The 18,701-nt window shown below is 71.8% G+C and carries 17 protein-coding genes; 7 read left to right on the top strand and 10 right to left on the bottom strand.

Translation table 11 applies throughout. From position 1 onward, the window contains the following. Positions 1–24: 24 nt before the first annotated feature. The 4 genes from galT (at position 25) to ACZ4QV_RS09115 (ending at position 4,417) form a co-directional block, all read left to right on the top strand. Positions 25–1,071, top strand: coding sequence for a galactose-1-phosphate uridylyltransferase (galT, locus tag ACZ4QV_RS09130; protein ID WP_361149811.1), 1,047 nt, complete (start codon positions 25–27; stop codon positions 1,069–1,071). Then, a complete protein-coding gene (gene galE / locus ACZ4QV_RS09125; protein WP_361617584.1) occupies positions 1,068–2,039 on the top strand; it encodes a UDP-glucose 4-epimerase GalE in 972 nt (323 codons plus the stop codon). The genes galT and galE overlap by 4 nt, the downstream gene beginning before the upstream one ends. Then, positions 2,036–3,295, top strand: coding sequence for a galactokinase (gene galK, locus ACZ4QV_RS09120; RefSeq protein WP_467762727.1), 1,260 nt, complete (start codon positions 2,036–2,038; stop codon positions 3,293–3,295). Before galE ends, galK begins: the two co-directional genes overlap by 4 nt. A 342-nt stretch (positions 3,296–3,637) precedes the next feature. After that, positions 3,638–4,417 carry a response regulator transcription factor gene (locus ACZ4QV_RS09115; RefSeq protein ID WP_361149816.1) on the top strand — a complete coding sequence of 260 codons (780 nt, stop codon included), beginning with the start codon at positions 3,638–3,640 and terminating at the stop codon, positions 4,415–4,417. A 49-nt stretch (positions 4,418–4,466) separates the two neighbouring features. Here ACZ4QV_RS09115 and ACZ4QV_RS09110 read toward each other — a convergent pair whose 3' ends face one another. From ACZ4QV_RS09110 to ACZ4QV_RS09100, 3 genes are all read right to left on the bottom strand, one after another. Continuing rightward, complete coding sequence (locus tag ACZ4QV_RS09110) at positions 4,467–6,551, bottom strand: beta-galactosidase (RefSeq protein WP_361637890.1); 2,085 nt, start codon at positions 6,549–6,551, stop codon at positions 4,467–4,469. A gap of 180 nt (positions 6,552–6,731) precedes the next feature. Then, positions 6,732–7,664 carry an SDR family NAD(P)-dependent oxidoreductase gene (locus ACZ4QV_RS09105; protein WP_361637892.1) on the bottom strand — a complete coding sequence of 311 codons (933 nt, stop codon included), beginning with the start codon at positions 7,662–7,664 and terminating at the stop codon, positions 6,732–6,734. Positions 7,665–7,740: 76 nt separating this feature from the next. Next, on the bottom strand, positions 7,741–8,238 hold the full coding sequence (locus ACZ4QV_RS09100; protein ID WP_361149824.1) for a MarR family winged helix-turn-helix transcriptional regulator: 498 nt from the start codon (positions 8,236–8,238) through the stop codon (positions 7,741–7,743). 144 nt (positions 8,239–8,382) lie between these two features. Here ACZ4QV_RS09100 and ACZ4QV_RS09095 point away from each other — a divergent pair, with 144 nt between their 5' ends. Then, entirely contained in the window at positions 8,383–9,201 is an 819-nt protein-coding gene (locus ACZ4QV_RS09095) for a trans-aconitate 2-methyltransferase (protein ID WP_361617073.1), read from the top strand. A gap of 19 nt (positions 9,202–9,220) precedes the next feature. Continuing rightward, positions 9,221–9,577 (top strand): VOC family protein, encoded by a 357-nt coding sequence (locus ACZ4QV_RS09090; protein WP_361588615.1) that lies wholly within the window; start codon positions 9,221–9,223, stop codon positions 9,575–9,577. A 9-nt stretch (positions 9,578–9,586) separates the two neighbouring features. Here the strand turns inward: ACZ4QV_RS09090 and ACZ4QV_RS09085 are convergent, their stop codons facing one another. The 4 genes from ACZ4QV_RS09085 to ACZ4QV_RS09070 form a co-directional block, all read right to left on the bottom strand. Beyond that, positions 9,587–10,219, bottom strand: coding sequence for a hypothetical protein (locus ACZ4QV_RS09085; RefSeq protein ID WP_361617075.1), 633 nt, complete (start codon positions 10,217–10,219; stop codon positions 9,587–9,589). A gap of 55 nt (positions 10,220–10,274) precedes the next feature. Beyond that, positions 10,275–10,892 (bottom strand): hypothetical protein, encoded by a 618-nt coding sequence (locus tag ACZ4QV_RS09080; protein ID WP_467762726.1) that lies wholly within the window; start codon positions 10,890–10,892, stop codon positions 10,275–10,277. Positions 10,893–11,795: 903 nt separating this feature from the next. Next, complete coding sequence (locus tag ACZ4QV_RS09075; RefSeq protein ID WP_031006966.1) at positions 11,796–12,482, bottom strand: TetR/AcrR family transcriptional regulator; 687 nt, start codon at positions 12,480–12,482, stop codon at positions 11,796–11,798. Positions 12,483–12,507: 25 nt separating this feature from the next. Beyond that, positions 12,508–13,497, bottom strand: a complete 990-nt coding sequence (locus tag ACZ4QV_RS09070) for an acyl-CoA desaturase (RefSeq protein WP_361617080.1) — start codon at positions 13,495–13,497, stop codon at positions 12,508–12,510. 406 nt (positions 13,498–13,903) lie between these two features. Here ACZ4QV_RS09070 and ppc point away from each other — a divergent pair, with 406 nt between their 5' ends. Next, a complete protein-coding gene (ppc, locus tag ACZ4QV_RS09065) occupies positions 13,904–16,687 on the top strand; it encodes a phosphoenolpyruvate carboxylase (RefSeq protein ID WP_467762725.1) in 2,784 nt (927 codons plus the stop codon). Between the two features lie 84 nt (positions 16,688–16,771). Here ppc and ACZ4QV_RS09060 read toward each other — a convergent pair whose 3' ends face one another. The 3 genes from ACZ4QV_RS09060 to ACZ4QV_RS09050 all read right to left on the bottom strand — a co-directional run bounded on the left by ACZ4QV_RS09060 (position 16,772) and on the right by ACZ4QV_RS09050 (position 18,641). Beyond that, the gene (locus tag ACZ4QV_RS09060; protein ID WP_361617082.1) at positions 16,772–17,305 is read right to left on the bottom strand and encodes a hypothetical protein; all 534 of its coding nucleotides are present in this window, start codon (positions 17,303–17,305) and stop codon (positions 16,772–16,774) included. Positions 17,306–17,360: 55 nt separating this feature from the next. Then, positions 17,361–17,954 carry an aminoacyl-tRNA hydrolase gene (gene pth / locus ACZ4QV_RS09055; protein ID WP_361150206.1) on the bottom strand — a complete coding sequence of 198 codons (594 nt, stop codon included), beginning with the start codon at positions 17,952–17,954 and terminating at the stop codon, positions 17,361–17,363. Between the two features lie 102 nt (positions 17,955–18,056). Beyond that, positions 18,057–18,641, bottom strand: a complete 585-nt coding sequence (locus ACZ4QV_RS09050) for a 50S ribosomal protein L25/general stress protein Ctc (RefSeq protein ID WP_361149844.1) — start codon at positions 18,639–18,641, stop codon at positions 18,057–18,059. Positions 18,642–18,701 lie beyond the last annotated feature (60 nt).

Here is an 18,701-nt window from a genome sequence, read left to right as displayed (position 1 = left end):
ACGGTGTGCCCGAGGAGTGCTCCAGTGAAGAAGACGATGACCCGGCTCGCCGACGGCCGGGAGCTCATCTACTACGACCTGCGCGACGACGTGGTGCGCGACGACACCGACCGCCGCCCGCTCGACCCGGTCTCCACCGCCTCCGAGGTCCGCCACGACCGCCTGCTCGGGGACGCGGTGGCCGTCGCCTCGCACCGCCAGGGCCGTACGTACCACCCGCCGGCCGACGCCTGCCCGCTGTGCCCCTCCCGCGACGGCCGCGGCACCGAGATCCCCGCCGCCGACTACGACGTCGCCGTCTTCGAGAACCGTTTCCCCTCCCTGGCCGGCGACACCGGCCGCTGCGAGGTCGTCTGCTTCACCCCCGACCACGACGCCTCCTTCGCCGCCCTCACCGAGGAACAGGCCGCACTCGTCCTGGAAGCCTGGACCGACCGCACCGCCGAACTCTCCCAACTGCCCGGCGTCCAGCAGGTCTTCTGCTTCGAGAACCGCGGCGCGGAGATCGGCGTCACCCTCGGCCACCCGCACGGCCAGATCTACGCCTACCCCTTCACCACCCCGCGCACCGAGCGGATGCTCGCCCAGTTCGCCGCCCACCGTGACCGCACCGGCGGCCGCAACCTCTTCGACGACGTCCTCGCCGACGAACGCGCCGACGGCCGCCGCGTCGTCCTGGACGCGGAACACTGGACCGCCTTCGTCCCGTACGCCGCGCACTGGCCGTACGAGGTCCACCTCTACCCCAAGCGCCGCGTCCCCGACCTGCTCGCCCTCGGCGAGGACGCGCGCACAGAGTTCCCACAGGTCTATCTGGAAGTCTTGCGGCGCTTCGACCGGATCTTCGGCCCCGGTGAGCCGCCGACCCCGTACATCTCCGCCTGGCACCAGGCGCCGCTGTACGCCGCCGACCGCGGCGAGTTCGCGCTCCATCTGGAGCTTTTCACCGTCCGCCGTACTTCCGGCAAGCTGAAGTTCCTCGCGGGTTCCGAATCCGGCATGAACGTGTTCATCAACGACGTGCCGCCGGAGGCCGCGGCCGAGCGACTGCGAGAGGTAGCGAGCGAGTGAGCGACAAGTACCTGGTCACCGGCGGCGCGGGATACGTGGGCGGCGTCGTCGCGGCCCACCTGGTCGAGGCCGGGCACACCGTCACGGTCCTCGACGACCTGTCCACCGGGCACCGCGAGGGTGTCCCGGCCGGCGCCCGCTTCATCGAGGGCCGCGTCCAGGACGCCGCCCGCCACCTGGACGCCTCCTACGACGCGGTGCTGCACTTCGCCGCCTTCTCCCAGGTCGGCGAGTCCGTCACGGACCCCGAGAAGTACTGGCGCAACAACGTCGGCGGCACCATGGACCTGCTCGCCGCGATGCGCGCCGCCGGCGTGCGCACCCTGGTCTTCTCCTCCACCGCCGCGACCTACGGCGAGCCCGCGGCCACCCCCATCACCGAGTCCGCGCCCACCGCGCCCACCAGCCCGTACGGCGCCTCCAAGCTCGCCGTCGACCACATGATCGCGGGCGAGTGCGCGGCGCACGGCCTGGCCGCCGTCTCGCTGCGCTACTTCAACGTCGCGGGCGCGTACGGCGCGTACGGCGAGCGCCACGACCCCGAGTCGCACCTGATCCCGCTCGTCCTCCAGGTCGCCCAGGGCAAGCGCGAGGCCATCTCCGTCTACGGCGACGACTACCCGACGCCCGACGGCACCTGCGTACGCGACTACATCCACGTCGCCGACCTGGCGGAGGCCCACCTGCTCGCCCTGACCGCGGCGGCCCCCGGCGAACATCTGATCTGCAACCTCGGCAACGGCAACGGCTTCTCCGTACGCGAGGTGATCGAGACCGTCCGCAAGGTCACCGGCCACCCCGTCCCCGAGATCACCGCGGGCCGCCGCGGCGGCGACCCCGCCGTCCTCGTCGCCTCCGCGCGGACCGCCGTCGACCGGCTCGGCTGGCGCCCCAGCCGTACGGACCTGGCCGAGATCGTCGCCGACGCCTGGGACTTCGCCCGGCGCAGGGAGGCCGACACCCCGTGACGGACATCAGCGGCCCGGCCGCGGACCAGGAGCAGCGCGCCCGGGACACCGCCGAGCGCTTCCGTGAGGTGTACGGCGCCGCCCCCACCGGAGTGTGGGCGGCGCCCGGCCGCGTCAACCTGATCGGCGAACACACCGACTACAACGACGGCTTCGTGATGCCCCTGGCCCTGCCGCACACCACCCTCGCCGCCGCCGCACCCCGCGCCGACGGCGTCCTGCGGGTGCACTCCGGGGACGGCGGCAGCGGCGGCGGCCAGACCGTCGAACTGCGGCTGGACGCCCTGCGCCCGGTCCCCGACGGCGGCTGGGCGGCCTACCCCGCGGGCGTCGTCTGGGCGATGCGAGAGGCCGGACTGCCCGTCGGCGGCGCCGACCTCCACTACGACAGCACCGTCCCGGTCGGCGCCGGACTGTCCTCGTCGGCCGCCCTGGAGGTCGTCACCGCGCTCGCCCTGGACGACCTGTACGGACTCGGGCTCACCCGGCAGCGCCTGGCGCAGCTCGCGCAGCGCGCCGAGAACGCCTTCGTGGGCGTGCCCTGCGGCATCATGGACCAGACCGCCGCCGCCTGCTGCGCGGACGGCCACGCGCTGTTCCTGGACACCCGCGACCTCTCCCAGCGGCAGGTCCCGTTCGATTTGGCGGGGGAGGGGCTGCGGCTCCTGGTCGTGGACACCCGGGTGAAGCACGAGCTGGGGGACGGCGCGTACGCCCAGCGCCGCGCCATGTGCGAGCGCGGTGCGCGGGCGCTCGGCGTACACGCGCTGCGCGATGTGCCGTACGCACACCTGCCCGCCGTACTGGACGGACTCACCGCGGAGCACGGCGAGCCGGGCGACGGGCCGGGCTGCGGGCACGTCGACGTACCGGGCGACCGCGGTCCCGGCGTCCGGGCCGTCGTACGGCACGTCGTCACCGAGAACCGGCGCGTGGAGGACGTCATCGCCCGCCTGGACGCCGGCGAGCCCCGCGCCATCGGCCCGCTGCTGACCGCGGGGCACGCCTCGCTGCGCGACGACTTCCGGGTCTCCTGCGCCGAACTGGACCTCGCCGTCGACGCGGCGGTCGCGGCGGGCGCGCTGGGCGCCCGGATGACGGGCGGCGGATTCGGCGGCTCGGCCGTCGTCCTGGTCGAGGAGACGGAAGCGGACGCCGTCGCCGCGCGGGTCACCGAGGCGTTCGCGGCGGCCGGGCACCCGGAGCCACGGATCTTTCCGGCCGTTCCGAGCGCGGGCGCCCGGCGGTTGCTGTGAGGCCCGGCGCCCGGAGCTCACCCCGCTCCGGGCGCTTCCCGCCGGTCGCTCCGGCCGATCGGATTCGGACGAACCTTGTCGACTCGTGCCCCTCGACGACCGTTGGGCCCCACTGTGAACACTTGGGCCGGGCAGTTTTGCCAATAGCCTTCCGTTGCCGCACCCCGTCCGTACTCTGAGTCCCAGCACCGGTGGGGGCCGGTGCTGATCAGGGGGCGAGACAGTCGGGTACGACGCCCGGGGTGGGGTAGCCAGGCGGCACGGCGGCGGCCGTGCGGCTGCGTCGGCCTTGGTCCCGGGCGCCGTGCCCACTTGGTCCGTTCCCCGAGACAGGGGGTCTCAGTGCAACGCATCCGGGTTCTGGTGGTCGACGACCACCGCATCTTCGCCGAGTCCCTGGCGGCCGCGCTCGCGGCCGAGCAGGACGTGGACGTGGCCGCGGCCGGCAGCGGACCGGCGGCTCTGCGCAGCCTGGAGCGGGCGGCCGCGGACGGCCGGCGCTTCGACGTGATGCTCATCGACGCCGACCTCGGCACCGTCGCGGCGCCGCTGGCGTCCGTACCGGACCGGCCCGCGCCGGGCCGCGACAGCGCCGCGGACGGCGGCCCGCTGGACGGCATCTCGCTGGTCGCCGGCGTCCGTACGGCGTACCCGTACGTCCGTACCGTCGTGCTCGCCGAGAAGGACGACCCGCGCCGGGCCGCCTTCGCACTCCAGGCGGGTGCCGGCGGCTGGGTCGCCAAGGACTGCTCGCTCTCCCGCCTGCTCGCCGTCATCCGCGGCGTGCTGCGTGACGAGACGCACCTGCCGCCCGCGCTGCTCACCGGCGTCCTGCGGGAGCTGACGGCGGCACGCAAGCACCGTACGGAGAGCGAGCGGCTGGTGGAGTCGCTGACGCCGCGCGAGCGCGAGGTGCTGCGCTGCATGGTGGCGGGGCTGGGCCGCAAGGCGGTCGCCGAGCGGCTGTTCCTGTCCCCGCACACGGTCCGTACGCACATGCAGAACGTGCTCGGCAAGCTGGGCGTCCACTCCACGCTCGCCGCCGTCGCACTGGCCCGGCGGGCCGGCGTGGGCCCGGTGGAGCTCGAACCGGCCACCGCCGCGGCGTCCGCGCTGACCTGAGGCGCGGCGCGGGCCCGCCCGCGCCGCGCCCGGCACCGCCGGTCCCCGGTCAGCCGCCCGCGGGCACCGCCCCGTGCAGGTCCTTCAGCACGGCCGCACCGCGGGCCGGCAGCCCTATCCGGTACGTGTGCTCCGCCCGCTCCCCGCGCGTCCCGGCGAGCGCGTCGGCCATCGGGCACGGCAGGGTGATGTCGGCCGCCCGCGTGCCGTGGTTGAGCAGGAAGAGGAAGCGGCCGCCGGCGCCTTCCCGGACGGTGGCCTGCACGCCGTCGGGCAGCCCGGCCAGCACCGGCCGCACGCCCGCCGCCTCCCGTACGCGGTCCGTCAGGGCGCGCATCAGCGGCGGTTCGAGGCGGGTGCCCAGATACGTCACCGTGCCCGCGCCGTAGCCGTGCCGGGTGACGGCCGGGGAGCCCGCCAGATCGCCGTCGGTGAACTCCGCGACGGGCTCGGCGCCCTCCAGGCGGACGGCCTCCGACCACAGGTCCGCCGTACCGGCGGGCAGCACCCAGGCGCCCGCCGCCCCCGTACGCGCCCGGCCGCCGCCCCGCCCCCGTACCCCCGCCAGACCCCGCACCCCCACCGTCGCACCCTCGTCCAGCGGCCAGAACTCCTCCACCCGCAGGCCCAGCAGCGACCGCAGCGGCCCCGGACAGCCGCCCGGATGCACCCGGTCGCAGTCGTCCACGACCCCCGAGAAGAACGACATCAGCAGTTGGCCGCCGCCGCGCACGTACGACGCCAGGCGCTGCGCGACGGACCCCGTCACCAGGTACAGGTTCGGCACGACGACCAGCCGGTAGCCGGACAGGTCACGGTCCGGCGGCACGACGTCGCACGCCACCCCCGCTTCGAACAGCGGCCGGTAGTGCCCCAGCGCCAGTTCCGGCAGGCGCAGCGCCGTGGACGGGTGCGAGTCCAGCTCCAGCGCCCGCCAGCAGTCCCAGTCCGTCACCAGCGCCACCGTCGGCCGCACCACCCGCGTCCCCGCGAGCTCCGGTACGGACGCCAGCTCCCGTCCCAGGTCGCACACCTCGCGGAAGATCCGGGTGTCCGTACCGGCGTGCGGCACCATCGCCGAGTGGAACTTCTCCGCGCCGCCGCGCGACTGCCGCCACTGGAAGTACAGGACGGCGTCCGCGCCCTGCGCGACGGCCTGCCAGCTCCACAGGCGCATCGTGCCCGGCGGCTTCGGACCGTTGCGGGCCCGCCAGTTGACCGCGCCGGGCGCCTGCTCCAGCAGCAGCCAGGGCTGCCCGCGGCGCGCCGAACGCATCAGGTCGAAGGTGTACGCGGCCTTCAGATGCGTCTCCGGGTCGAACGGGTCCTGGTAGAAGTCCAGCGCCATCGCGTCCATGTCGCGCGACCACGCGAAGGCGTCCACCGGCTTGTGGAACGGCATCAGGTTCGTGGTCACCGGCATCCCGGGACTCAGCCGCGCCAGCACCTCCCGCTCCGCCAGGTAGCAGTCGCGCAGCGCGTCGTCGCTGAAGCGCAGATAGTCGAGCTGATGGGCCGGGTTGGGGAAGGTGGGCGCGGTACGCGGCGGCAGCACCTCCTCGAAGTCCGTGTACGCCTGCGACCAGAAGGCCGTGGACCACGCGTCGTTGAGGCGCGCCACGCTGCCGTACCGCTCGCGCAGCCACCGCCGGAAGTCCGCGGCGGACACGTCGCAGAAGCACTGGCGGGTGTGGCAGCCGTACTCGTTGCCGACGTGCCACAGGGCCAGCGCCGGGTGACCGGCGTAGCGGGCGGCGAGCCGCCCGACGAGACGGACCGCGTGCTCGCGGTAGACCGGGCTGGACGGGCAGTAGTGCTGCCGTCCGCCGGGCCAGCGGCGCTGTCCGTCCGGGCCCTGCGGCAGCACCTCCGGGTGCGCGCGGGTGAGCCAGGGCGGCGGGGAGGCGGTCATGGTGGCCAGACACACGCGGATGCCCGCGCCGCCGAGGCCGTCCATGACCCGGTCGAACCAGTCGAAGTCGTACGCGCCGGGCCGGGGCTCGGCCTTCGCCCACGAGAAGATCCCGGCGGTGACCATGGTGACGTGGGCCCGCTTCATCAGGCCGATGTCCTGCTCCCAGACCTCCTCGGGCCACTGCTCGGGGTTGTAGTCCGCACCGAAATGGATGCCCATCGGATCCCCTTGGTCGCGACGTGTGGTGGCACGAGCTGCGGGCGGCGCGGCCGGCCGTGCCCGGGAGCGGGCCGCCCGTACCGCCATGATTCCCGCGGCGGGGCGCCGCAGCGCGCACATCCGGCCTCACGGCGGTCTCACGTCGGCCTCACGGGGGCGTCGGCGTTTCGCGCCTGCCCCTCAGGACGACTCCTTCCGCACGCTCCAGCCGCCGTCCACGACCAGGTCGGTGCCGGTCACGTACGACGCGTCGTCGGAGAGCAGGAACGCGATGGCGGTCGCCACCTCCTCCGGACGCCCGAGCCGCCCGGCCGCCGTCGCCTCGGCGCTGGCCCGCCGGTCCGCCTCGCCGACGGACTCCCAGGCCGCTGTCAGCACCGGCCCCGGCAGCACACTGTTCACCCGCACCTGCGGCCCGTACTCGACCGCCAGCTGACGGGCCAGACCGGTCAGCCCCGCCTTCGTCGCGGCGTACGCGGGACGGCCCGGCAGGCCGAAGTGCGCCTGCACCGACGAGGTGAGCACGACGGCGCCGCGCCGCTCCCGCAGGTCCGCCAGTACGGCCCGTACGCCCAGGAAGGCCCCGGTCAGGTTCACCGCCAGTTGCCGGTCCCAGTCCGCCGGCGCGATCACGTCGGCGGGTGTGTGCGGCCCCTGCAGCGCCGCGTTGCTGACCAGCGCGTCCACCGGCCCGTACCGCTGCCGGGCGGCGTGCGCGGCACGCTGCCAGTGGTCCTCGCGTGCCACGTCGCAGTGCTCGTACGAGGCCTGGCCGCCGAGGGCGCGGATCCGGCGGGCGGTGCGCTCGCCGCGCTCGTCGTCGATGTCCAGGAGCAGCACCCGCGCGCCCTCGGCCGCCAGCCGGTCGGCGGTCGCCGCGCCGATTCCGGCGGCGGCACCGGTCACCAGGACCGTACGCCCGGTGAAGCGTGACCCGTCCGGCGCTCCGGCGGGCCGCCGGTGTCCCTGGCGCCGGGAGTGGCCCTGCTGCCCGTACCGGTCCTCGTGCCCGTACCGGTCCTGCTGTCCGTACCGGTCCTGCTGTCCGTACCGGTCCTCGTGCCCTGGCCCGCCGTCATGCCCCTGCTGGCCCCGCGGGCCGTGCTGGCTCATGGTCGCGATCCAAGCCCAACGGGCGGGGGCGAGGCAAGGGGACGTGACGGGGCCCGGCGGCGGCCGGGGCCGGCCGTCAGCCCGGCGTGTTGTCGAACGGCGCCGTCAACTGCCGCAGCAGCCCGGACAGTTCACCGCGCTGCTGAGGGGACAGCTCGGCCAGGATCGCGCGCTCCTGGGTGAGCAGCCCGGCCAGCGACTCGTCGGCCGCCTCGCGCCCCTCCGGGGTGAGCCGGACCAGTACGCCGCGCCGGTCGCTGGGGTCGGGCAGCCGTTCGACCAGGCCCTTCTTGGCGAGCCGGTCGATGCGGTTGGTCATCGTGCCGGAGGTGACCAGCGTCTGCGTCAGCAGCGCGCCGGGGGACAATTGATACGGAGCCCCCGCGCGGCGCAGCGCGGTCAGCACGTCGAATTCCCAGGGCTCCAGACCGACCTCGGAGAAGGCGAGGCGGCGCGCGCGGTCGAGGTGCCTGGCCAGCCTGCTGATGCGGCTGAGGACCTCAAGCGGTTCCACGTCGAGGTCCGGGCGCTCCCGGCGCCATGCCGCGACCAGTCGATCGACCTCGTCCTCCATGTCGATCAGTGTAGTTGGTCTGTCGATGTGAAGTCTCTTGACATCAAGATATATTTCCGTGGACTATTGGGCATCGTCGGCGATGGGCTCACGCCGCGCTCGCGTGGCCTGTACCAACCCTGCACCAGCCGAAGGGGTTCGAACATGCACGTCGCACCAACCTGGGACCCGCAGCAGTACCTGCGCCACGCCGGACACCGCACGCGCCCGTTCCGCGATCTCCTCGCCCGCATACCCGAGCTGCCCCACCGCAACCGCCCCGCCCGCATCGCCGACCTCGGCTGCGGTCCCGGCAACGTCACCGTCCAGCTCGCCGACCGCTGGCCCGACGCGCACATCACCGGCCTGGACAGCTCGGCCGAGATGCTCAAGGAAGCCGACCTGTACGCCGGACCCACCCCCGGCGGCGGCCACCTCGACTTCGCACACGCCGACGCCGCCGACTGGCGCCCCGCCGAACCGTTCGACCTGATCATCTCCAACGCGGCGCTGCAATGGGTCCCCAACCACCCCGAGTCCCTCCCGGCGTGGATCGACGGCCTCACCCCCGGCGGCACCCTCGCCTTCCAGGTCCCCGGCAACTTCACCTCGCCCAGCCACGCACTGCTCGGCGAACTCTGCGACGAACCCCAGTGGCGCGACCGCCTCGCCGACCACGGCCGCCGCTTCGTCCACATCCTCGCCCCCACCGCCTACCTGGAACGCCTCACCGCGCTCGGCTGCGCCGTGGACGCCTGGGAGACGACCTACGCCCAGCTCCTCCAGGGCGAGGACCCGGTCCTCGACTGGGTCAAGGGCACGGCCCTGCGCCCCGTACTGACCGCCCTGGAGGACGACCCGGCGGCCCGCGACGAATTCCTGTCCCAATACCGGGACCTGCTCCGCAAGTCCTACCCGCCCGGCCCGCACGGCACGGTCTTCCCGTTCCGCCGGATCTTCGTCGTGGCCCACAAGGAACACTGACCCCGGATGAGGTGAACCCGTGATCACCGGCCTCGACCACGTCCAGCTCGCCGCACCACCCGGCAGCGAAACCGTCCTGCGCGCGTTCTACGGCGGCATCCTGGGCCTCCGGGAGATCCCCAAGCCGCCGTCGCTCGCCGCGCGCGGAGGCTGCTGGTTCGAGGCCGGCCCCACCACCCAGCTCCACCTGGGCATCGACCCCGACTTCAGGCCCGCCCGCAAGGCCCACCCGGCTCTCCGCGTCACCGGCATCCGCGCCCACGCGACCCGCCTCACCCGCCACGACATCACAGTGACCTGGGACGACACCCTCCCGGGCCATCACCGCTTCTACGCACACGACCCCGTGGGCAACCGGCTGGAATTCCTGGAATGAGGCAGGGGCCTACGGAATCGGATCCTTGTGGCCGAGCGTCCCCGGGAAATGCTTCATGAATTCCCCATCCCCCGGAACGAACAGAGTTCCCCACGACCCGTCGGAAAACCCGAACTGTATCTCGTTCTTCGGCTCGTGCCGCCGGGTCCACACCAGAGCGTCGTGCGGAAAAGAGGCCCCCAGCTCGACAGCCTCACCCAGTCCACCTAGGACGCGCCGGTACTGTACGTAGACAAAACGCATACACACATCGGTGACGGCCACGACGGCAGCCACCCCGGTCTTGGACTGCGGCTGGCCGGCGATCAGGAACTGCCCGGTCAGACTGTCCCAGCCACCGAAGAACGAGTCCTTGTTCTTCTGGCGCTCGCCCCGCAGCGAAGGCCCCTCGACGGAGACGCCGCGCTGCTGAGCAGGCACATCAGTGGTGAACACGCGAAAAACCCGGGAAATGAAGCGAGTCCAGCCGTCCCCGTCCTTCTCCTGCCCTACCAGCACCTTGGGCCGTCGCGAGTCCGGAGCGCTGCTGCTCCCGCCCCGACCGCGGCTGAACGCCAACGAACGCGAGACCTCGAAGCCCGTCAGCAGCTTCTCGCCCGGCGGCAGAGCGGAAAAAACCTTCTGTTCGAGCTCGGGTGTCATGACGGGCAACTCCTCATACGATCTGTCCAGCGGTCTTCCGGAAGAAGACGAGGGTTCATGGAATGGGCACCAGGTGGCTGAGAGTCCCGGGAAAAACCTGGAGGAAATCTTCTTCCGGCGCGGCCATGACCGTGCCCCAGGACCCGTCGGTGAACCCGAACTGCATGTCCAAGTGCGTGTTCCTGCGGCGCGTCCACGTCAGGGAGTCAGGCGAGAAGGACGCCCCCAGCTCGACCGTGTCGCCGAGGCGGCCGGTCAGACGCCGACGGAGTATGTACTCGAAGCGCAGCCGCTTGTCGGTGAGGACCACGGTAGTGACCAGCCCCGCACGGGAGCGAGGCTGTGCCGCCGCCAGCCACTGCCCGGCCAGACTGTCCCGGCCACCGAAGAACGAGGCGTTCTTCCGCTGCCGCTTCGGACGTTTGGCGGGATCCTCGGTGCCCTCCCGGGCTGACGGCGACCCCACATCGTTGATGACCCCCTTGAAGGAGGCCGAGATGCCGGCACCCCACAGAGCGCCCTCCCCGGCCAGCGCCCGCGGCCGACGCTCGGCCGGCGCGTCGGAACTCACCGAGTCCTGGCCGGTGGTCGCCCGCATGACGCTGAACCCGCCCACGAACCGCTCGTCCTGAGGCAGAGCCGCAACGATCCTTTGCTCCAAGTCTGGCCGCATGGGTCAGTTCTCCTTACGGGGCAGCGCATGCGTACCACCGGAGCGATAGGGAGTTCGTCAAGGAATGGGAAGTTCTTTTCGGTGAGCGTACCGGGGAAGAAACGGCGGAAATATTCTTCGTCCGGACCCGAGGCCACGCCCCACGACCCGTCGGTGAAACCGTACATGTAATCAAGGAACTGCTTGTCGCCCAGACGGGTCCACGCGAGGGCGGAGCGGTCGAAGGACGCACCCAGCTCCATGACACCGGCGCTCCCCGCCTGAGCGCGGAGCCTGCGCGTACACGAACTGGAACGTCCGCTCGGTGAGTGCCGCGTACGTCAGCACTCCCGCCTCGGAACGGGGCTGCGCCGCCGCCAGCCACCGGACCGCCGGACTGTCCCAGCCGCCGAAGAACGTCGCCTTCCGCTTCTGCCGCTCCCGGCGCAGGGCGGGACCGTTCTCGGTGCGGGTGGTGGACGAGGGCGGCAGGTCGTCGAGGACGGGACGCAGCAGCAGCGACCCGAATTTCCCCCGGTCTCCGCGGACGGCCGCACCCGACAACACCACGGGCCGTTTCGCCTGCGGCGCATCGCACCCCTCCTTCCCTGACGGACAGTTCATCGACCGGCCGACACGGAGTGTGCCGACACATATCTCCCCGCGGGGAGTGCGGCGGCGAAATTCTGCTCCAGGTCAGGGCGCAAGGTGACGGAACTCCACTTCAGCCGGAAACGGAATCCGATGCTATCGAGGTGTGTTCGCGCGGCGAAGACACCTCGACGGTCGGCCGGATTTCGGCGAATGTTCCGCGAAAGGGGAGACCGGGAGGTTTGGGGAGTGCAGGAGGGTTGTCGCTCTATGGGGTGTTTTGGGGTGCGTGGGCAGGAGGCGCCTGCGGGCCGGGGCCGGAGCGGTCCGGGGTCAGGCCCGCCGATGGCCTATCAGGCGGGGCTTCGGTTCCAGGCCGTCCAGGCCGTGCCAGGCGAGGTTCACCAGGTGGGCGGCCACCTCGGACTTCTTCGGTTTGCGGACGTCGAGCCACCACTGGCCGGTCAGGGCGACCATGCCGACCAGGGCCTGGGCGTACAGGGGGGCCAGTTTCGGGTCGAAGCCGCGGGCCTTGAATTCCAGGCCGAGGATGTCTTCCACCTGGGTGGCGATGTCGCTGATCAGGGAGGCGAAGGTGCCGGTGGACTGGGCCACGGGGGAGTCGCGGACCAGGATGCGGAAGCCGTCGGTGTAGGTCTCGATGTAGTCGAGGAGGGCGAAGGCGGCCTGTTCGAGGAGTTCGCGGGGGTGGCCGGCGGTCAGGGCGCCGGTGACCATGTCCAGCAGCTGGCGCATCTCGCGGTCCACCACGACGGCGTACAACCCCTCCTTGCCGCCGAAGTGCTCGTAGACGACCGGCTTGGAGACGCCGGCCTTCGCCGCGATCTCCTCGACCGAGGTGCCCTCGAAGCCGCGTTCGGCGAAGAGGGCGCGACCGATGTCGAGCAGCTGCTCACGGCGTTGGGCGCCCGTCATCCGCACCCTGCGGGTGCGCCGGGTCCCCGCGCCGGAGGGGGCCTTGCCCTGGTTGTCGTTCACGCTGCTGCCGTCGATCGCCACCCGTCAATCATGCCTTCCCCGGCTGTCACCGCCCGGTACCCCCGGGCGCGGCGGCGTCCGCGCGCTTCGCGTCGAGGCGGGAGGCGTTCGGCCAGCGCACGTCGTACGCCCAGCCGGCCTTCTCGAACCAGCGGATGAGGCGGGCGCTGGAGTCGAGCTGCCCCTTCATGACGCCGTGCCGGGCGCACGTCGGGTCGGCGTGGTGCAGGTTGTGCCAGGACTCGCCGCAGGAGAGCACCGCCAGCCACCAGACGTTGCCGGAGCGGTCGCGGGACTTGAACGGGCGCTTGCCGACCGCGTGGCAGATCGAGTTGATCGACCAGGTGACGTGGTGGAGCAGACCGACGCGGACCAGGGAGCCCCAGAAGAACGCGGTGGCCGCGCCCTGCCAGGACATCGTGACCAGGCCGCCGACCAGGGGCGGGACGAGGAGGGAGACGACGGTCCACAGGACGAACTGGCGGGAGATCCGGCGGATCACGGGGTCCTTGATCAGATCCGGCGCGTACTTGTGCTGCGGCGTCTGCTCCTCGTCGAACATCCAGCCGATGTGGGCCCACCACAGGCCCTTCATGAGCGCCGGCACCGTCTCGCCGAACCGCCAGGGGGAGTGCGGGTCGCCCTCCGCGTCGGAGAACTTGTGATGCTTGCGGTGGTCGGCCACCCAGCGCACCAGCGGCCCCTCGACCGCCAGCGACCCCATGACCGCCAGGGCGATCCGCAGCGGGCGTTTGGCCTTGAAGGCGCCGTGCGTGAAGTAGCGGTGGAAGCCGATGGTGATGCCGTGGCAGCCGATGAAGTACATCGCCGCCAGCAGCGCCAGGTCGAGCCAGGTCACACCCCAGCCCCAGGCCAGCGGCACCGCGGCCACCAGCGCCACGAAGGGCAGGGTGATGAACAGCAGCAGGGTGATCTGTTCGACCGAGCGCTTGCTGTCGTCGCCGAGTGTCGCGGACGGCAGCGGCGTTTCGGCGGGTTTCGGTGACTCTTCGATGACTTCGGGGCCAGCGGTCATGTGGTGTCCCTCGTAGGGGGCTCGGGGGCACGGTTACGGCTACGGGACCGTAACCTACGGTTTCGTAAGTATGGCAGTGCCCTCGGTACGGGCAAGGGTCCGACAGGTCGGTAACGGGTGACCGATTGCGGCAAAAACATCAGGCAATCAGGTGAGAGAACCGTGCAAGTTCCGTCACATATGAACAACGTCCAGGTGTGAGCGCCACCCCGAACAGGTAGGTGCCCACAGAACGGACAGGGTGATCCGCCGACGCCGCGGAGACCTATCCTGGGGAACGTCGGACAGCGCGGTCCGCGAACCGCCCCCAGCACCGCCGGGCCCACCCCCGGCAGCCGCTGGGGAGCACCCCTGCCAGCGCCCGGACGTGCTCAGATCACGAAGATCACTGCAAGGAGCCGCACCTGTGAGCAGTGCCGACCCCACCCCCGCCGCGAACGACGAGCGCACCGGCGCCACCGACACCCCGGCCGCCGCCGACGCCGCACGCGACAACGGGCCCCTGCGCGCCGACATCCGCCGCCTCGGCGACCTCCTCGGCGAGACCCTCGTCCGCCAGGAAGGCCAGGACCTCCTCGACCTCGTCGAACAGGTCCGCGCCCTGACCCGCACCGACGGCGAGGCCGCCGCCCGGCTCCTCGGCGAGACCGACCTGGCCACCGCCGCGAAGCTCGTCCGCGCCTTCTCCACCTACTTCCACCTCGCCAACGTCACCGAGCAGGTCCACCGCGGCCGCGAACTGCGCGCCCGGCGCGCCGCCGAAGGCGGCATCCTCGCCCGCACCGCCGACATGCTCAAGGACGCCGACCCCGAGCACCTGCGCGCCACCGCCGCCAACCTCGGCGTACGGCCCGTCTTCACCGCCCACCCCACCGAAGCCGCCCGCCGCTCGGTCCTCACCAAGCTCCGCAAGGTCGCCGAACTCCTCGACCGTACGGACACCACCGAACGCCGCCGCGCCGACCTGCGCCTCGCCGAGAACATCGACCTCATCTGGCAGACCGACGAGCTGCGCGTCGCCCGCCCCGAGCCGACCGACGAGGCCCGCAACGCCATCTACTACCTCGACGAGCTGGGCCGCGGCGCCGTCGGCGACGTCCTCGAAGACCTCGCCGCCGAACTGGAACGGGCCGGCGCCCAGCTCCCGCCCGGCACCCGCCCCCTCACCTTCGGCACCTGGATCGGCGGCGACCGCGACGGCAACCCCAACGTCACCCCCCAGGTCACCTGGGACGTCCTGATCCTCCAGCACGAACACGGCATCACCGACGCCCTCGAACACATCGACGAGCTGCGCGGCGCCCTGTCCAACTCCATCCGCAACTGCGGCGCCACCGACGAACTCCTCGCCTCCCTCCAGCAGGACCTCGACGCCCTCCCCGAGATCAGCCCCCGCTACAAGCGGCTGAACGCCGAGGAGCCCTACCGCCTCAAGGCCACCTGCATCCGCCAGAAGCTCGTCAACACCCGCGAACGCCTCGCCAACGACACCCCCCACGTCCCCGGCCGCGACTACCTCGGCACCACCGGCCTCATCGAGGACCTCACCCTCGTCCAGACCTCCCTGCGCGAGCACCGCGGCGGCCTCGTCGCCGACGGCCGCCTGGAACGCACGATCCGTACGATCGCGGCCTTCGGCCTCCAGCTCGCCACCATGGACGTCCGCGAACACGCCGACGCCCACCACCACGCCCTCGGCCAGCTCTTCGACCGCCTCGGCGAGGAATCCTGGCGCTACACCGACATGCCGCGCGACTACCGCCGCAAGCTCCTCGCCAAGGAACTGCGCTCGCGCCGCCCCCTCGCCCCCAGCCCCGCCCCCCTCGACGAGGCCGGCGCCAAGACCCTCGGCGTCTTCCGCACCGTCCTCAAGGCCAAGGAGACCTTCGGCCCCGAGGTCGTCGAGTCCTACATCATCTCCATGTGCCAGGGCTCCGACGACGTCTTCGCCGCCACCGTCCTGGCCCGCGAGGCCGGCCTCATCGACCTGCACGCCGGCTGGGCCAAGATCGGCATCGTGCCGCTCCTGGAGACCACCGACGAACTGAAGATCGCCGACCAGCTCCTCGACGAGATGCTCGCCGACCCCTCCTACCGGCGCCTGGTCGCCCTGCGCGGCGACGTCCAGGAGGTCATGCTCGGCTACTCCGACTCCTCCAAGTTCGGCGGCATCACCACCAGCCAGTGGGAGATCCACCGCGCCCAGCGCCTGCTGCGCGACGTCGCCCACCGGCACGGCGTACGCCTGCGCCTCTTCCACGGCCGCGGCGGCACCGTCGGCCGCGGCGGCGGCCCCTCCCACGACGCGATCCTCGCCCAGCCCTACGGCACCCTCGAAGGCGAGATCAAGGTCACCGAACAGGGCGAGGTCATCTCCGACAAGTACCTGGTCCCCTCCCTCGCCCGGGAGAACCTGGAACTGACCGTCGCCGCCACCCTCCAGGCCTCCGCACTGCACACCGCGCCCCGCCAGTCCGACGAGGCGCTGGCCCGCTGGGACGCCGCCATGGAGACCGTCTCCGACGCCGCCCACGGCGCGTACCGGCGGCTCGTCGAGGACCCCGACCTGCCCGCGTACTTCTTCGCGTCCACCCCCGTCGACCAGCTCGCCGAACTGCACCTCGGCTCCCGGCCCTCCCGCCGGCCCGACTCCGGCGCCGGACTCGACGGCCTGCGCGCCATCCCCTGGGTCTTCGGCTGGACCCAGTCCCGGCAGATCGTCCCCGGCTGGTTCGGCGTCGGTACGGGCCTCAAGGCCGCCCGCGAAGCCGGACTCGACGTCGTCCTCGACGAGATGCACGAGCACTGGCACTTCTTCCGCAACTTCCTGTCCAACGTCGAGATGACCCTGGCCAAGACCGACCTGCGGATCGCCCGGCACTACGTCGACACCCTCGTCCCCGACGAGCTCAAGCACGTCTTCGACACGATCAAGGCCGAACACGAACTGACCGTGCAGGAAGTCCTGCGCGTCACGGGCGAGAGCGAACTGCTCGAATCCAACCCGGTGCTCAAGCAGACGTTCCACATCCGGGACGCCTACCTGGACCCGATCTCCTACCTCCAGGTCACCCTGCTGCACCGCCAGCGGGCCGCCGCGGAACGCGGCGAGGAAGCCGACCCGGTACTGGCGCGGGCGCTCCTGCTCACCGTCAACGGGGTGGCGGCGGGACTTCGCAACACCGGATGAGCCGGACGGCCGACCGGTAGGACACACACCGTTGGCCGGGGCCCGTGCCCCGGCCAACAGTCGTGCGCGGATACGAACCCCCGCCTACAACGCCGCGAACGTCGCCCCCAGCAACACCGTCCCCATCAGCCCCATCACCCAGGCCGTACGCTGCAGCTTCATGCCGCCCGCCACCACCAGAGCCGCCAGCAGCAGCGACCCCGCGAACGGCACCCACGCATGCAGAACGCCGCCCGCCCCGATGCGCACAGCCCGGTCCGTACCCGGCTTCACCGTCACCTCGACCTGCTCACCCCGGTCCGGAGCGGCCGCGGCGGCCATCGACACCTGCGTCCGGCGCCGACTGCCCTCCAAAGGCAGATACGGGCCCGTGCACCGGTCCTCATGGCAGGCCGTCACCGTCATCGTCCCGCGCTCCCGCGCCTCCACGAGCATCGCGTACCGCGCCGTGTTCCACGACGTCCAGACACCCGCCACCAGCAGCAACAGCGCCAGCGCGCCCATCAGCCCCATACGGGCGACGAGCAGCAGCCCATAGGCACTCTCCCCCATCCGGCGGGTACGGCTGCGTTTGACGGGGCGGCTGCGCTTCTTGCTGCTCGGGCGGCTCTTGGGCATGGCGGCGATCCTTGGCCATATGACTGCGCGCGGTCAACCTGGGACGCCGGCCCGTTCAGGAGTTGTACGTACTCTGCGCCCGCTCCAGACCGTCCAGCACCAGCCCCTCCACCGCGTCCGCGGCCCGGTCCACGAAGTAGTCCAGCTCCTTGCGCTCGGCACCGGAGAAGTCCTTCAGCACAAAATCCGCCACCTGCATACGCCCCGGAGGACGGCCGATACCGAACCGCACCCGGTGATAATCCGGCCCCAGCGACTTCGTGATCGACTTCAGACCGTTGTGCCCGTTGTCACCACCGCCCAGCTTCAGCCGCAGCGCCCCGAAGTCGATGTCCAGCTCGTCGTGCACCGCGATGATGTTCGCCACCGGAACCTTGTAGAAGTCCCGCAGCGCCGTCACCGGACCACCCGACAGATTCATGTACGTCATCGGCTTGGCCACCACCACCCGCCGGCCACCCGGCCCCGGCGGACCGATCCGGCCCTCCACGACCTGCGCCCGCGCCTTGTGCGCCTTGAAACGCCCCCGCATCCGCTCCGCGAGCAGATCCGCCACCATGAACCCCACGTTGTGGCGATTGGCCGCGTACTCCGGGCCCGGGTTGCCCAGCCCCGCGATCAGCCAAGGGCCCTCGGCGTCCGTCGTCATCCTCATGTCTCCTTGCAGCGACCCACCCTGAAACGGCTCAACCGCCGCCCCGCACCGAGAGGGCGGGGCAGCGGTTGACAGTAACGCGCGTTACGGAAGCGATCAGCCCTCGGCGGACTCGTCGCCCTCGCCCGCCGCCGGCGCCTCGGCCTGCGCCGCGACGACCTGGAGCACCACGGTCTCCTCGTCGATCGCCAGCGTCGAACCGGTCGGCAGGGTGATGTCCTTGGCGTGCACCGAGTCACCGGCGTCCAGACCCGCCACGGAGACGGTCACCGACTCCGGGATGTGGGTGGCCTCGGCCTCCAGCGGCAGCGTGTTCAGCAGGTGCTCCAGCAGGTTCGCACCCGGCGCCAGGTCACCCTCGGTGTGGATCGGGATCTCGACGGTGACCTTCTCGCCCTTGCGCACGGCCAGGAAGTCCACGTGGACCAGGAAGCCACGGATGGCCTCACGCTGCACGGCCTTGGGGATGACCAGCATGTTCTCGCCGTCCATCTCCAGACGGATCAGCGCGTTCGGGGTCTTCAGGGCCATCATCAGCGCGTGGTTGTGGATGGCGATGTGCTTCGGCTCGTCACCGTGGCCGTAGACCACGGCGGGGACCATGTCCGCACGGCGGGAACGGCGGGCGGCACCCTTACCGAAGTCGGTACGGATCTTGGCGTCGAGCTTGACCTCAGCCATTGCGGCACTCCTCGTAGTCGGCGCGGTCGACGGACGACCGGACGGATCTGTGGGGCGTCA

Source organism: Streptomyces sp. NPDC026394 (assembly GCF_055567735.1).
Note: the sequence above shows the minus strand (reverse complement) of the source record. Positions and strands in the feature narration are given on the sequence as shown.

Excerpts from the sequence above, each read along its gene's own strand:
- ACZ4QV_RS09080 (WP_467762726.1), bottom strand. The coding sequence starts at position 10,892 with ATGCGGCCAGACTTGGAGCAAAGGATCGTTGCGGCTCTGCCTCAGGAC.
- pth (WP_361150206.1), bottom strand. The coding sequence starts at position 17,954 with ATGACGACGGACGCCGAGGGCCCTTGGCTGATCGCGGGGCTGGGCAAC.
- ACZ4QV_RS09070 (WP_361617080.1), bottom strand. The coding sequence starts at position 13,497 with ATGACCGCTGGCCCCGAAGTCATCGAAGAGTCACCGAAACCCGCCGAA.
- ACZ4QV_RS09105 (WP_361637892.1), bottom strand. The coding sequence starts at position 7,664 with ATGAGCCAGCACGGCCCGCGGGGCCAGCAGGGGCATGACGGCGGGCCA.
- ACZ4QV_RS09050 (WP_361149844.1), bottom strand. The coding sequence starts at position 18,641 with ATGGCTGAGGTCAAGCTCGACGCCAAGATCCGTACCGACTTCGGTAAG.
- ACZ4QV_RS09060 (WP_361617082.1), bottom strand. The coding sequence starts at position 17,305 with ATGCCCAAGAGCCGCCCGAGCAGCAAGAAGCGCAGCCGCCCCGTCAAA.
- ACZ4QV_RS09085 (WP_361617075.1), bottom strand. The coding sequence starts at position 10,219 with ATGACACCCGAGCTCGAACAGAAGGTTTTTTCCGCTCTGCCGCCGGGC.
- ACZ4QV_RS09100 (WP_361149824.1), bottom strand. The coding sequence starts at position 8,238 with ATGGAGGACGAGGTCGATCGACTGGTCGCGGCATGGCGCCGGGAGCGC.
- ACZ4QV_RS09095 (WP_361617073.1), top strand. The coding sequence starts at position 8,383 with ATGCACGTCGCACCAACCTGGGACCCGCAGCAGTACCTGCGCCACGCC.
- ACZ4QV_RS09110 (WP_361637890.1), bottom strand. The coding sequence starts at position 6,551 with ATGGGCATCCATTTCGGTGCGGACTACAACCCCGAGCAGTGGCCCGAG.